The 14320-nt window shown below is 56.9% G+C and carries 14 protein-coding genes; 13 read left to right on the top strand and 1 reads right to left on the bottom strand.

What is annotated here, in order from left to right; genetic code table 11:
• Positions 1-7: 7 nt before the first annotated feature.
• Positions 8-490 (bottom strand): zinc ribbon-containing protein, encoded by a 483-nt coding sequence (locus tag B4056_RS04225; protein WP_039383147.1) that lies wholly within the window; start codon positions 488-490, stop codon positions 8-10.
• Between the two features lie 301 nt (positions 491-791).
• On the opposite strand from B4056_RS04225, the gene leuS reads away from it, so the two are divergent.
• From leuS to lipA, 13 genes are all read left to right on the top strand, one after another.
• A complete protein-coding gene (leuS, locus tag B4056_RS04220) occupies positions 792-3374 on the top strand; it encodes a leucine--tRNA ligase (RefSeq protein ID WP_113654904.1) in 2583 nt (860 codons plus the stop codon).
• Between the two features lie 14 nt (positions 3375-3388).
• Positions 3389-3988 (top strand): LPS assembly lipoprotein LptE, encoded by a 600-nt coding sequence (gene lptE / locus B4056_RS04215; RefSeq protein ID WP_039383142.1) that lies wholly within the window; start codon positions 3389-3391, stop codon positions 3986-3988.
• Complete coding sequence (gene holA / locus B4056_RS04210) at positions 3985-5016, top strand: DNA polymerase III subunit delta (RefSeq protein WP_039383140.1); 1032 nt, start codon at positions 3985-3987, stop codon at positions 5014-5016. Before lptE ends, holA begins: the two co-directional genes overlap by 4 nt.
• Positions 5009-5677: a nicotinate-nucleotide adenylyltransferase gene (gene nadD / locus B4056_RS04205; RefSeq protein WP_094111645.1), complete on the top strand. Its 669-nt coding sequence runs from the start codon at positions 5009-5011 to the stop codon at positions 5675-5677. The genes holA and nadD overlap by 8 nt, the downstream gene beginning before the upstream one ends.
• A 111-nt stretch (positions 5678-5788) precedes the next feature.
• Positions 5789-6106 carry a ribosome silencing factor gene (rsfS, locus tag B4056_RS04200; protein ID WP_071668979.1) on the top strand — a complete coding sequence of 106 codons (318 nt, stop codon included), beginning with the start codon at positions 5789-5791 and terminating at the stop codon, positions 6104-6106.
• A gap of 3 nt (positions 6107-6109) precedes the next feature.
• A complete protein-coding gene (gene rlmH / locus B4056_RS04195) occupies positions 6110-6580 on the top strand; it encodes a 23S rRNA (pseudouridine(1915)-N(3))-methyltransferase RlmH (RefSeq protein ID WP_071668978.1) in 471 nt (156 codons plus the stop codon).
• 33 nt (positions 6581-6613) lie between these two features.
• Positions 6614-8518, top strand: a complete 1905-nt coding sequence (gene mrdA / locus B4056_RS04190) for a peptidoglycan DD-transpeptidase MrdA (RefSeq protein WP_071668977.1) — start codon at positions 6614-6616, stop codon at positions 8516-8518.
• An 8-nt stretch (positions 8519-8526) separates the two neighbouring features.
• Positions 8527-9639, top strand: coding sequence for a peptidoglycan glycosyltransferase MrdB (mrdB, locus tag B4056_RS04185; protein ID WP_039385756.1), 1113 nt, complete (start codon positions 8527-8529; stop codon positions 9637-9639).
• Between the two features lie 10 nt (positions 9640-9649).
• Positions 9650-10729, top strand: a complete 1080-nt coding sequence (gene rlpA, locus B4056_RS04180) for an endolytic peptidoglycan transglycosylase RlpA (RefSeq protein WP_288653930.1) — start codon at positions 9650-9652, stop codon at positions 10727-10729.
• 123 nt (positions 10730-10852) lie between these two features.
• A complete protein-coding gene (gene dacA, locus B4056_RS04175; protein WP_039383127.1) occupies positions 10853-12064 on the top strand; it encodes a D-alanyl-D-alanine carboxypeptidase DacA in 1212 nt (403 codons plus the stop codon).
• Between the two features lie 95 nt (positions 12065-12159).
• Positions 12160-12423, top strand: coding sequence for a DUF493 family protein YbeD (gene ybeD, locus B4056_RS04170; protein WP_039383125.1), 264 nt, complete (start codon positions 12160-12162; stop codon positions 12421-12423).
• A 69-nt stretch (positions 12424-12492) separates the two neighbouring features.
• Entirely contained in the window at positions 12493-13143 is a 651-nt protein-coding gene (gene lipB, locus B4056_RS04165) for a lipoyl(octanoyl) transferase LipB (protein ID WP_094112227.1), read from the top strand.
• Positions 13144-13319: 176 nt separating this feature from the next.
• On the top strand, positions 13320-14285 hold the full coding sequence (gene lipA, locus B4056_RS04160) for a lipoyl synthase (protein ID WP_039383121.1): 966 nt from the start codon (positions 13320-13322) through the stop codon (positions 14283-14285).
• Positions 14286-14320: the final 35 nt, after the last annotated feature.

The following is a 14320-nucleotide window of genomic DNA, read 5'->3' as shown; positions in this document are numbered from 1 at the left end:
CAATCTGTCAGGGTTCAAACGGCTGGCGCTGAAACTGATCGTGATTGCACTCAGGGCAGCGCGTCAGGCTTTCAGGCGTATAGATAGCGCGCGTAAAGCCGCAGTTTTCGCACACCAGATTACCCAGCCCCACCACCTCACCGCTCTGATAAACGCCGTGATGATGCAGGTCTTTAAACACCTCACGCCACTCCAGCTGACTCTTATCTGTGATATCCGCCAGCTCTTTCCACAGGCTCTCACGGATCACACGTAAAAAGACCGAATCTTCCAGCGCGCTTTCCGCTTCGGGATAGCTGCGGGAGAATTCGTAAAGATCGCGTCGCACCGCACGCATTACTTCATCCACTTCAGAAGATGAGAGACTCTCGTCGGTCAGCAGATCCTGACGCGCTTCCGCGACCAGCGCGTCGATATCGCGTTCACCGTGCTCCAGTCGCTGGGTTAACGTTGCTACCGTGGTTCGATACGCCTGCGCCACGTTATTCATTTTATTCTCCTTTCTGCTGTGAGGGCTGCTGTAAGTTTAGCCGCTTTATCGCAAAAGCTCTGACGGTCATCGCGGAAATTGCAAAAGCGCGGAAGCCGCAACGCATTCCGCAGAAAAGCGGCGGAGAGGGACGGTGAAATGTTGTTGAGGGCGGGGCTTATGGGTATGCTATGCGGATCATAAGTAGACAAACCCGGCCTGTCCGATGCGGCGGTCAAGCCATCAGGCGACGATGTCAGCGGCTCTGCTGCTGCACCAGACGGTCCGGGAAAACGATTTTTACTAAGGATCACAGGCAGCCATGCAAGAGCAATACCGCCCGGAAGAGATAGAATCCCGCGTCCAGCAGCACTGGGACGAAAATGAAACCTTCAAAGTCACCGAGCAGGAAGGCAAAGAGAAATATTACTGCCTGTCGATGCTGCCCTATCCTTCTGGCCGCCTGCACATGGGCCACGTGCGTAACTACACCATTGGCGATGTTATTGCCCGCTATCAGCGCATGCTGGGCAAAAACGTTCTGCAGCCGATTGGCTGGGACGCTTTTGGTCTGCCAGCTGAAGGCGCTGCGGTAAAAAATAATACTGCACCGGCGCCATGGACCTACGACAACATCGACTACATGAAGAACCAGCTGAAGCTGCTGGGCTTTGGCTACGACTGGAGCCGCGAACTGGCGACCTGTCAGCCAGAGTACTACCGCTGGGAACAGTGGTTCTTCACCAAACTCTACGAAAAAGGCCTGGTGTACAAAAAGACCTCGGCGGTGAACTGGTGCCCGAACGATCAGACCGTGCTGGCTAATGAGCAGGTAATCGATGGCTGCTGCTGGCGCTGCGACACCAAAGTTGAGCGCAAAGAGATCCCGCAGTGGTTTATCAAAATCACCGACTACGCTGAAGAACTGCTTAACGACCTCGACAAGCTGGATGAGTGGCCGGAGCAGGTTAAAACCATGCAGCGCAACTGGATCGGCCGTTCAGAAGGGGTTGAAATCACCTTTGACGTTGCGCACAGCGACGAAAAGGTCACGGTTTACACCACCCGTCCCGATACCTTTATGGGCGCGACCTACGTCGCCGTGGCGGCGGGTCATCCGCTGGCGCGACAGGCTGCCGCAGGCAATCCGGTGCTGGCTGATTTCATTGCCGAGTGCAGTACGACTAAAGTCGCAGAAGCGGATATGGCCACGATGGAGAAAAAAGGCATGGCGACCGGCCTGTCTGCTATCCATCCGCTGACCGGTGAAGCCATTCCGGTATGGGTCGCAAACTTTGTACTGATGGAATATGGCACCGGTGCGGTGATGGCGGTACCTGGTCATGACCAGCGCGACTGGGAGTTTGCGACTAAATATGGCCTGAACATCAAGCCTGTTATCCGCAACCTCGATGGCACAGAACCCGATCTGAGCAGCGGTGCCATGACCGAAAAAGGCACGCTGTTTAATTCCGGTGAGTTTGACGGTCTGGATCACCAGGCGGGCTTTAACGCAATCGCCGACGCGCTGACGGCAAAAGGCGTTGGCGTACGCAAAGTTAACTACCGTCTGCGCGACTGGGGCGTTTCGCGTCAGCGCTACTGGGGTGCACCTATTCCGATGGTCACGCTGGAAGATGGCACGGTCGTCCCTGCGCCAGAAGATCAGCTGCCGGTTATCCTGCCGGAAGATGTGGTCATGGATGGTATCACCAGCCCGATCAAAGCGGACCCGGAGTGGGCTAAAACTACCGTGAATGGTCAGCCAGCACTGCGCGAAACTGATACCTTTGACACCTTTATGGAATCTTCCTGGTACTACGCGCGCTATACCTGCGCTAACTACAACGAAGGCATGCTGGATCCGGCGGCGGCCAACTACTGGCTGCCGGTAGACCAGTACGTAGGCGGTATCGAACACGCCATCATGCACCTGATGTACTTCCGCTTTTATCACAAGCTGCTGCGTGACGCGGGCCTGGTTAACTCCGATGAGCCAGCAAAACGCCTGCTGTGTCAGGGCATGGTGCTGGCGGACGCGTTCTACTATGTTGGCGTTAACGGCGAGCGCAACTGGGTCTCTCCGGTTGATGTTACCGTTGAGCGCGATGATAAAGGACGTATTACCAAAGCAGTGGACAATCAGGGCCGCGACGTTATCTACGCCGGCATGAGCAAAATGTCGAAGTCGAAAAACAACGGCATCGATCCACAGCTGATGGTTGAGCGTTACGGCGCCGATACCGTACGCCTGTTTATGATGTTTGCATCGCCGGCAGATATGACCCTGGAGTGGCAGGAGTCTGGTGTGGAAGGCGCTAACCGCTTCCTGAAACGCGTCTGGAAACTGGCTTACGATCACGTAGCGAAAGGCGCAACTGTCGCGCTGGATGTCAGCGCACTGAATGATGAACAGAAAGCGCTGCGTCGCGATCTGCATAAAACCATTGCGAAAGTCGCAGATGACATTGGTCGTCGCCAGACCTTTAACACCGCTATCGCTGCTATCATGGAGCTGATGAACAAGCTGCTGCGCGCGCCGCAGGAGAGCGAACAGGATCGCGCACTGATGCAGGAAGCGCTGGTCGCCGTTACGCGCCTGCTCTATCCGTTCACGCCGCACGCCAGCTATGTCCTGTGGCAGGCGCTGGGTGGCGAAGGCAGCATTGATAATGCGCCGTGGCCGGTAGCGGATGAAGCCGCAATGGTCGACGATTCAATGCTGGTTGTCGTTCAGGTTAACGGTAAAGTACGCGGTAAAGTCACCGTGGCAGCAGATGCCACTCAGGAGCAGGTGCAGGCGCGAGCCGCACAGGAGCCACTGGTGGCAAAATATCTGGACGGCGTCACCCTGCGAAAAGTGATTTATGTCCCTGGCAAACTGCTTAACCTGGTCGTGGGTTAAGTTCAGGAGGAACTGTGCGACAACTAGTTATCAGGCTGTTTGTCCTGTTTGCGGTGCTGGTCACCGCAGGCTGTGGATTTCATCCGCGCGGCACCACTCAGGTGCCACCGGAGATGAAAACGCTGATTGTACAGAGTGGCGATCCTTACGGCCCGCTGGCGCGTACCGTGCGTCAGCAGCTGCGCATCAACGATGTAAACATCATTGAGGACAGCAAAGAGGCCAGCGCAACCTACCCGACGCTGCGTCTGGGAGGCGTGCGGCAGGCGCGTGACACGGCTTCAGTGTTTATCAGCGGTACCACGGCAGAATATTCGCTGGTGATGACGCTGACCGCACAGGTCGTGCTGCCCGGCAAAGGGATTTACCCTATCAGCACCACGGTCTACCGCTCGTTCTTCGACAACCCTAACGCCGCACTGGCAAAGGATGCGGAACAGGATATGATCCTGCAGGAGATGCGTCAGCGTGGAGCAGAGCAGCTGGTGCGTAAACTGCTGACGGTCCATGCCGCGCAGCTCAATAATAAAGAGACGCTGCCGGAGCCGGAGATCATCGCCCCGGGTTCTGATTCACCGGAAGTGCCCTCCTCTTCCGCCACCAGTCTGCAATGATCAGGATTTATCCTGAGCAACTGCGCGCGCAGCTTCGTGAGGGGCTGCGCGCCTGCTATTTTCTCGCCGGTAATGAACCCCTGCTGATCCAGGAGAGTGCGGATGCTATCCGCGCTGCTGCCGGCAGTCAGGGATTTGAAGAGCACTTTTCGGTCACGCTGGATGCCCAGACTGACTGGCAGGCGCTTTTTGCCAGCTGTCAGGCGCTGAGCCTGTTCACCCTGCGCCAGACGCTGACGCTGACGCTGCCGGAAAACGGCCCGAATGCTGCGATGGCTGAGCAGCTGGTTACCCTCTCTGCCCTGCTGCATAGCGATATCCTGCTGGTGCTGCGTATGACAAAGCTGACCAAAGCGCAGGAAAACAGCGCCTGGTACAAAGCGCTGAGTCCGCAGGCGGTGCTGGTGCCGTGTCAGACGCCGGAACAGGCACAGCTGCCGCGCTGGGTCGCCGCGCGGGCCAAAGCGATGCAGCTCAGCGTCGATGAGGCAGCGGTTCAGCTGCTGTGCTACTGCTATGAAGGCAATCTGCTGGCGCTGGCTCAGGCGCTGGAGCGGCTGTCGCTGCTCTGGCCTGACGGCAAACTGACGCTGCCGCGCGTGGAAGCAGCAGTCAATGATGCGGCCCATTTTACGCCATTTCACTGGGTGGATGCGCTGCTGGCGGGGAAAGGCAAGCGGGCGCTGCATATCCTGCATCAGCTGCAGAAAGAGGAGAGCGAACCGGTGATCCTGCTGCGCACCCTGCAGCGCGATCTGCTGACGCTGCTGCATCTGCAGCGCAATCAGGCTAAGCAGCCTCTGCGCACGCTGATGGATCAGCAGCGCATCTGGCAAAACCGGCGCGCGCTCTTCACCGGGGCGCTGCAGCGGCTGGACGCCGAACGACTGCATCAGGCGGTACACCTGCTGGCTGAGCTGGAGCTCACCATGAAGCAGGATTATGGCCAGAACCTCTGGCCGCAGCTGGAAACGCTCTCGCTGCTGCTCTGTCAGCGTCACTTTCCGTCAGGATTACATTATGTCTGAACTCTGCGCCCTGTTTGGCGGCACGTTTGATCCGGTGCATTATGGTCATCTGCGTCCGGCAGAGGCGCTGGCGCAGCAGGTCGGACTGAAAAAAGTCACGCTGATGCCCAACAATGTTCCCCCCCACCGGCCACAGCCGGAAGCGAGTGCCGCACAGCGGGTGGCGATGCTGCAGTGTGCGATTGCCGACCGGCCGCTGTTTGATATCGACACGCGCGAACTGCAGCGTCAGACCCCTTCCTGGACAGTGACTACGCTGGAAGCACTGCGCCAGGAGCGCGGCCCGCGGCAGCCGCTGGGCTTTATCATCGGTCAGGATTCGCTGCTGTCGCTGCATAAATGGCATCGCTGGCAGGAACTGCTGTCACTCTCCCATCTGCTGGTTTGCAAACGGCCGGGCTATGCGACGGAAATGGGTTCGCCTGAGATGCAGCGGTGGCTGGAGCAGCATCAGACGCAGGACAGTGCGGCGCTGCATCAGGCACCGGCAGGCCATATCTGGCTGGCGGAGACGCCGCTTTATGCGATTTCTGCCACCGAGATCCGCCAGCGGCGCCATCAGGGAGAATCCTGCAGCACGCTGCTGCCGCCAGCGGTGATCGACTATATTGATCGCGCTGGCCTCTATCTGGATGCTCCGCCCGCCGGCGCGGGTAAATAACCCGGATATATATCTCCTCCGGTTGTAGCATGCTATACTGCGCCGCTTAATTTTTGGCTGCATTTCCGGGCATTCAGCCAGCCCGCATTACCTGTTTTTAAGGGGAACCTTTTGCAAGGCAAAGCACTCCAAGAGTTCGTTATTGATAAGATTGATGATCTGAAAGGCCAGGATATCATTGCGATTGATGTCCAGGGCAAATCCAGCATCACCGATTACATGATCATCTGCACCGGCACCTCAACCCGCCACGTCTCCGCTATTGCCGATCACGTTATGCAGGAGTCCCGCGTAGCTGGCCTGACTCCGCTGGGCGTGGAAGGTAAAGCAGCGGCAGACTGGGTTGTCGTCGATCTCGGTGACGTCATTGTGCATGTAATGCAGGAAGAGAGCCGTCAGCTTTATGAGCTGGAAAAGCTCTGGAGCTAAGCAGTGAAACTGCAACTTGTAGCCGTTGGCACCAAAATGCCCGACTGGGTTCAGACCGGTTTTATGGAGTATCTGCGGCGCTTTCCGAAAGATATGCCGTTTGAGCTGACTGAAGTTCCGGCCGGGAAACGCGGCAAAAACGCTGACATCAAACGCATTCTGGAAAAAGAAGGTGAAGCGATGCTGGCGGCAACAGGCAAAGGCAACCGTATTGTCACGCTCGACATTCCCGGACAGCCGTGGGAGACCCCGCAGCTGGCGCAGCAGCTGGAGCGCTGGAAGCTGGATGGTCGTGATGTCAGCCTGCTGATTGGTGGTCCTGAAGGCCTGGCTCCGGCGTGTAAAGCCGCTGCTGAACAGAGCTGGTCGCTGTCGGCGCTGACGCTGCCTCATCCGCTGGTACGCGTGCTGGTTGCTGAGAGCCTATACCGCGCCTGGAGTATCACCACGAATCACCCTTATCATCGTGAATAAACGCCCGACAACCTCCAGATAAAAACGCAGCGGATGAAACTACAGAGCAACGCTTTTCGCGATTACACTGCCGAACAAAAACTGTTTGTCCGCCGCGCCCTTGTGGCGTTCATCGGCATTCTGCTGCTCTCCTGCGTGCTGGTTTTCAACCTCTATCATCTGCAGATCCTGCGCTTTGATGATTACAGCACCCGCTCAAATGAAAACCGTATCAAGCTGGTGCCGGTCGCCCCGAGTCGCGGCATCATCTACGATCGCAACGGCGTTCCGCTGGCGCTGAACCGCACGATTTACCAGGCTGAACTGGTGCCGGAAAAAGTTGACGACCTTAAGCAGACGCTGCAGGCGCTGCGACCAGTGCTGGATCTGACTGACGACGATATCGACGCTTTTGAAAAAGAGCGCAAGCGCTCGCGTCGCTTTACCTCTATTCCGGTAAAAACCGGCCTGAATGAAGTACAGGTCGCACGTTTTGCCGTAAATCAATACCGCTTTCCCGGCGTGGAAGTTAAAGGCTACCAGCGCCGCTATTATCCTTATGGTCAGACGCTGACCCACGTTGTGGGATACGTATCGAAAATCAACGATCGTGACGTAAAACGCCTTGATGAAGAGGGCAAGTGGCCTAACTATGCCGCCACGCATGATATTGGCAAGCTCGGTATCGAAAACTACTACGAAGATGTGCTGCATGGCAAAACCGGCTATGAAGAGGTTGAGGTCAATAACCGCGGACGCGTGATACGCCAGCTGCATGAGCAATCCCCGCAGGCGGGCCGCGATATCTGGCTGACCGTTGACCTGCGGCTGCAGCAGTACATTGAAACGCTGCTGACCGGCAGCCGGGCGGCGGTAGTCGTCAGCGATCCGCGCACCGGTGAGATCCTGGCGCTGGTCTCCACGCCAAGCTACGACCCCAACCTGTTTGTCGATGGGATCTCCAGTAAAGATTACAAGGCGCTGCTCAGTGATGAAAACCGGCCGCTCTATAACCGTGCGCTGCAGGCTGCCTATCCGCCCGCCTCAACGGTAAAACCTTACGTAGCGGTATCAGCGCTGAGCGCGGGGGTCATTAACCGTAATACCAGCCTGTTTGATCCTGGCTGGTGGCAGCTGCCCGGTTCTGAAAAGCGTTATCGCGACTGGAAAAAGTGGGGCCACGGCCGTCTCAACGTGACCAAATCGCTGGAAGAGTCAGCCGATACGTTCTTCTATCAGGTCGCCTACGATATGGGCATCGATCGCCTCTCCGAGTGGATGACTAAATTTGGCTATGGTCATCGCACCGGTATCGACCTGCCGCAGGAGAGCGCCGGTAACATGCCGACGCGCGACTGGAAAATGAAGCGTTTTAAAAAGCCCTGGTATCAGGGTGACACCATTCCGGTCGGCATCGGACAGGGTTACTGGACCGCTACGCCGGTACAGATGAACAAAGCGATGATGATCCTGATTAATGACGGCGTGATCAAAGTGCCGCATCTGCTGCGCGCTACGCGTGAGGGCAGCGCCATGGTGCCTTATCGTCAGCCGCCTGATGCGCCGATTGGCGATATTCACTCCGGGTACTGGGAGATTGCCAAAGATGGCATGTATGGCGTCGCCAACCGGCCTAACGGGACTGCGCACAAAAGCTTTGCTGATGCGCCCTATAAGATTGCTGCCAAATCAGGTACCGCCCAGGTATTCGGTCTGAAAGAGAATGAGACCTATAACGCGCATAAAATTGCCGAGCGCCTGCGCGATCACAAACTTATGACCGCGTTTGCGCCGTACGACAAACCGCGGGTGGCCGTGACCATCATTCTGGAGAACGGCGGTGCCGGTCCGGCGGTGGGAACCGTGATGCGCCAGATCCTCGATCACATAATGCTGGGTGACAATAATACGGTGCTGCCTGAAGCCGCCCCGACGCCGCCCGGCTACGAAGGTGAATAATCATGTCGATGAACGATAGTCCGCAGAAAAGGACGATCTGGACGCGTATCCATATCGACCCGCTGTTTATGTTAATTATTCTCGCGCTGCTGACCTACAGCGCCATTGTGATCTGGAGCGCCAGCGGGCAGGATCCGGGCATGATGGAGCGTAAGCTGGGTCAGATTGCCATGGGCACGGTGATTATGCTGGTCATGGCGCAGGTTCCGCCGCGCGTTTATGAGAGCTGGGCGCCCTATCTCTATATTGTCTGCGTGATTTTGCTGATAGCCGTTGACGCCTTTGGTCATATCAGTAAAGGCGCACAGCGCTGGCTGGATCTTGGATTCGTCCGCTTTCAGCCGTCAGAGATCGCCAAAATTGCCGTGCCGCTGATGGTTGCGCGCTTTATTAACCGCGACGTCTGTCCGCCCACGCTGAAAAATACCGGCATCGCGCTGGTGCTGATCTTTATGCCCACGCTGCTGGTGGCCGCACAGCCCGACCTCGGCACCTCTATTCTGATCGCCGCTTCCGGCCTGTTTGTGCTCTTCCTGTCCGGTATGAGCTGGAAACTGATTGGCGTTGCGGTGCTGCTGGTTGCGGCCTTTATTCCGGTGCTGTGGTTTTTCCTGATGCATGACTACCAGCGCGATCGCGTGATGATGCTGCTCGATCCCGAAAGCGACCCGCTCGGCGCGGGGTATCACATTATTCAGTCCAAAATAGCTATCGGCTCAGGTGGGCTGCGCGGTAAAGGCTGGCTGCACGGCACGCAGTCACAGCTGGAGTTTCTGCCGGAGCGCCATACCGACTTTATCTTTGCCGTGCTGGCAGAGGAGCTGGGCCTGGTCGGCGTGCTGCTGCTGCTGCTGCTCTATCTGCTGCTGATTATGCGCGGCCTGATCATCGCCGCACGGGCGCAAACCACGTTTGGTCGCGTGATGTCAGGCGGATTAATGCTGATTCTGTTTGTTTATGTTTTCGTTAATATTGGCATGGTAAGTGGTATCTTACCGGTGGTTGGCGTACCGCTGCCGCTGGTCAGTTACGGCGGGTCGGCGCTGATCGTATTAATGGCGGGGTTCGGCATTGTCATGTCGATCCATACTCATCGAAAAATGTTGTCTAAAAGCGTTTAAGAGGCTGCACATGCGTAAGGACTGGCTTGGGGTTGCACTGGCGTCACTGGTATTAAGTGCCTGTACCACACAGGAACCGCAAACAAATACGCCGCCGCCACAGCCGGCGTATAACGGTCCGGTAGTGGAGATCCCGGGCGTTGAGCCGCGTTATGAACCGATTAATCCGGCTACCAGCCAGGATTACAGCGTGAATGGCAAAACCTGGCGCGTGGTCAAAAATCCATCTGACTTCAGCGAAGTGGGCCTGGCAACCTGGTATGGCGATGAGGCTAAAGGCAACCGTACCGCTATCGGTGAAACTTACGATCCTGATGCACTGACCGCTGCGCACCCTACCCTGCCGCTGCCGAGCTACGTACGCGTTACCAATATGGCGAACGGCCGGCAGATTGTGGTGCGCGTTAACGATCGCGGTCCCTACATGCCCGGGCGCATTATCGATCTGTCACGCGCCGCCGGCGATCGTCTGAACATTTCCAATAATACCCGTGTGCGGGTCGATTTTATCAACGTTGCGCCTGATGGCTCACTCTCCGGCCCTGGTACAATTGGCACCAGGGTGGCGAAGCAGAGCTATGCGCTGCCTGCCCGTCCCGATCTCAGCGGCGGCAATGTGATGAACGGCGGCAGTGCGCCGCAGCCGACAGAATCAGACGTACGCGAGGTTGATAACCGTTCGCTGCAGGGCGACGACAGCCTGGGTGCGCCGGTACAGAGCAGCGGCTTTCTGGGCGCGCCGCAGCCGTTAGCAACCGGCGTGCTGGAGGACAGCGAGCCGTCGCCGGCCCCTGCGCCAGCACCCGCGGTAGCGGCACCTGCTGCTACCGCGGCCGCGGCCAGCGCGGGCGCACCGGCCAGCGGCAGCTTTGTTGTTCAGGCTGGCGCGCTGAACGATGCGGGTCGCGCGCAGCAGCTGGCCAGCACGCTCGGTAAGCGCTTCGGCGTGCCGGGTAAGGTTGAGACCAGCGGTAATGTCTATCGTGTTCAGCTTGGCAGCTTTGCCCGTCGGGCTGACGCCGCAGCGCTGCAGCAGCGCCTCAGTACCGAAGCGCAGATTAACGCCTTTATTACCACAGCCCGTCCCTGATAGTGACGGACAGTAACATTTACGGCTAAAACTGACCGGCAATGCGGGATGCTGCCCGATCCCGCATTTGCTATAGTAAGGCACTTTTTTCACCCTAACCCCACGGATGTTGTAGTCCTTAACATGAATACGCTGAAACCTTCTCGTTTGCTGAAACGCCTGACAGTGGGATCACTGGTCGCCCTCTCTCTCAGCCATGTTGCCTTTGCTGATGATATCAATCTCAAAACTATGATTCCGGGCGTGCCGGACATTGATGCTGAGGCTTATGTACTAATCGACTATAACTCCGGTAAGGTGCTGGCCGAAAAGAACGCCGATGCGCGCCGCGATCCCGCCAGCCTGACGAAAATGATGACCAGCTACGTCATTGGTCAGGCGGTTAAAGCCGGTAAAATCCATCAGGATGACATTGTTACCGTGGGTAAAGACGCCTGGGCTACCGGCAACCCGGTATTCAGAGGCTCATCGCTGATGTTCCTTAAGCCAGGCGATCGCGTGCCGGTCTCCCAGCTGACACGCGGCATCGTGCTGCAGTCCGGTAACGACGCCTGTGTCGCAATGGCGGATTATGTGGCTGGCAGTCAGGACGCGTTTGTTAACCTGATGAATAACTATGTCGGAGCGCTGGGTCTGAAAAACACCCATTTCCAGACGGTACATGGGCTGGATGCTGACGGCCAGTACAGCTCCGCGCGCGATATGGCGCTGATTGGTCAGGCGCTGATCCGCGACGTGCCGGATGAGTATGCTATCTATCGTGAAAAAGAGTTCACCTTTAACAATATTCGTCAGATGAACCGCAACGGCCTGTTGTGGGACAGCAGTCTGGCGGTGGACGGCATCAAGACCGGCCATACTGAAGCCGCGGGCTACAATCTGGTGGCGTCTGCCACCGAAGGCCAGATGCGCCTGATCTCCGCCGTAATGGGCGGTCACACCTTTAAAGGACGCGAGACCGAAAGCAAAAAGCTGCTGACCTGGGGCTTCCGCTTCTTTGAAACCGTGGCACCCCTGAAAGCGGGTAAAGAGTTTGCTTCTGAACCGGTCTGGTTCGGTAATACCGATCGCGTTCAGCTGGGCGTGGAGAAAGATGCCTATCTGACTATCCCGCGCGGCCGGATGAAAGATCTGAAAGCGAGCTATGTGCTGAACAACACCGAACTGCACGCGCCGCTGAAGAAAAACCAGGTGGTTGGCAGCATTAACTTCCAGCTGGATGGTAAAACGGTTGAACAGCGTCCGCTGGTTGTACTGAATGAAGTTGAGGAAGGCGGTTTCTTTGGCCGTATCATCGACTACATCAAACTGATGTTCCATCACTGGTTTGGCTGATTTACGGTTGAAAAACCACCAGCTCGCCCATAAATAAGATATGATCAAGGCTCTCGCCCAGGCGGGAGCCTGTTTTTTTAAGCACCGGAGCCAATATGAAAACCAAACTGAATGAACTGCTCGAATTCCCTACCCCGTTTACCTATAAAGTTATGGGACTGGCGCAGCCAGAGCTGGTTGATCAAGTGGTTGAAGTGGTGCAGCGGCATGCGCCTGGCGACTATACACCTGATGTAAAGCCCAGCAGCAAAGGCAACTATCACTCTGTATCCATTACTATTAACGCGACCCATATTGAGCAGGTTGAAACGCTCTATGAAGAGCTGGGTAACATCGATATCGTGCGCATGGTACTGTAACACCGGCGCTGGCAAAGCCCGCTTTGCCAGCGTTATACTCAGGCTTTCCCTCTTTACCGGACCTCCGCTGTGTCTGCAAATACGCTTCTTGTACGCAACCTCGGCCTGCGCGACTGGCAGCCCGTCTCCGATGCCATGCATCACTTCACCGATACCCGCAATGCGGAAACGCCCGATGAGCTCTGGCTGGTTGAGCACGCGCCGGTCTTTACGCAGGGACAGGCTGGTAAAGCTGAACATCTGCTGATGCCGGGCGATATCCCGGTGGTGCAGAGCGATCGCGGCGGTCAGGTGACGTATCACGGCCCGGGGCAGCAAATCATGTACGTGCTGGTGGATATTAAGCGGCGCAGGCTGGGCGTGCGCGAGCTGGTTACGGCACTGGAAGAGACCGTCATTGCCACCCTGGCAGAGTACGGCGTGACGGCGCGCGCGCGCGCAGATGCGCCCGGCGTCTATGTGGGTGATGACAAAATCTGTTCACTCGGACTACGTATCCGTAAAGGCTGTTCATTCCACGGGCTGGCGCTGAATATCGCAATGGATCTGGCTCCGTTCCTGCGTATCAATCCATGCGGCTATGCCGGGATGAAGATGACGCAGCTGAGCCGGTTCCGGCCTGACGCTATGCCAGCTGATGTGCGTCCGCGTCTGGTGGCACACTTCGCACATCTGACGGGATTTGAAGAGATGGCGTGGCAGGATGAAAGCGCGGACTGACCTTGTCTGTGCGTGCGTATTTACAAAATTGTAACCTTTCTCACCGCATAGCGGCTGCTTATGCAGCGGCGAGATGATATAATTTTTGCAAATTTTTCAAAAAAAGTTGAAAGCCTGGTTCTCAGTTTGAGTGAGGAAGCTTTCAAATCGCAATCCCGATCGGAACCTGCAGATTTATGAGTAAACCAATTCAGATGGAACGCGGCGTCAAGTATCGCGATGCCGACAAAATGGCGCTGATTCCGGTGAAAACCGTGGTCACCGAGCGCGACGAAATTCTGCGTAAGCCGGAGTGGATGAAGATCAAGCTGCCGGCTGACTCCAGCCGCATCCAGGGCATTAAAGCTGCGATGCGCAAAAATGGCCTGCACTCTGTTTGCGAAGAAGCGTCCTGCCCTAACCTGGCAGAGTGTTTCAACCACGGCACCGCCACCTTTATGATCCTTGGCGCCATCTGTACCCGCCGCTGCCCGTTCTGCGACGTGGCACACGGTCGTCCTAACGCCCCTGATGCGAACGAGCCGCTGAAGCTGGCGCAGACCATTGCCGATATGGCGCTGCGGTACGTGGTTATCACCTCTGTCGATCGTGACGATCTGCGTGACGGCGGCGCACAGCACTTTGCTGACTGCATCACGGCTATTCGTGAGAAGAGTCCCAGCATCAAAATTGAAACGCTGGTCCCTGATTTCCGCGGGCGTATGGATCGTGCGCTGGAGATCCTCACCGCCACGCCGCCTGACGTGTTTAACCACAACCTGGAAAACGTGCCGCGCGTTTACCGTCAGGTGCGTCCCGGCGCTAACTATGAGTGGTCACTTAAGCTGCTGGAGCGCTTTAAAGAGGCGCATCCTGATATTCCGACCAAATCGGGCCTGATGGTGGGCCTGGGCGAAACCAACGCGGAGATCGTGGAAGTGATGCGCGATTTGCGCCGCCACGGTGTGACCATGCTGACGCTGGGGCAATATCTGCAGCCGAGCCGCCATCATCTGCCGGTACAGCGCTATGTCAGCCCGGCGGAATTTGATGAGATGAAAGAAGAAGCGATGGCGATGGGCTTCACTCACGCCGCCTGCGGCCCGTTTGTGCGCTCTTCTTACCATGCGGATATGCAGGCTAAAGGACTGGAAGTAAAATAATCCTCTGCTGACATCCTCCTGATACAAAAAAACCA

Origin of the sequence: Pantoea sp. UBA7232 (assembly GCF_002473195.1) — a bacterium.
In the GTDB taxonomy this organism is placed as follows: domain Bacteria; phylum Pseudomonadota; class Gammaproteobacteria; order Enterobacterales; family Enterobacteriaceae; genus Pantoea; species Pantoea eucrina.
The sequence above is the reverse complement of the archived record's forward strand: the minus strand, read 5'-3'. Positions and strand labels throughout refer to the sequence as shown.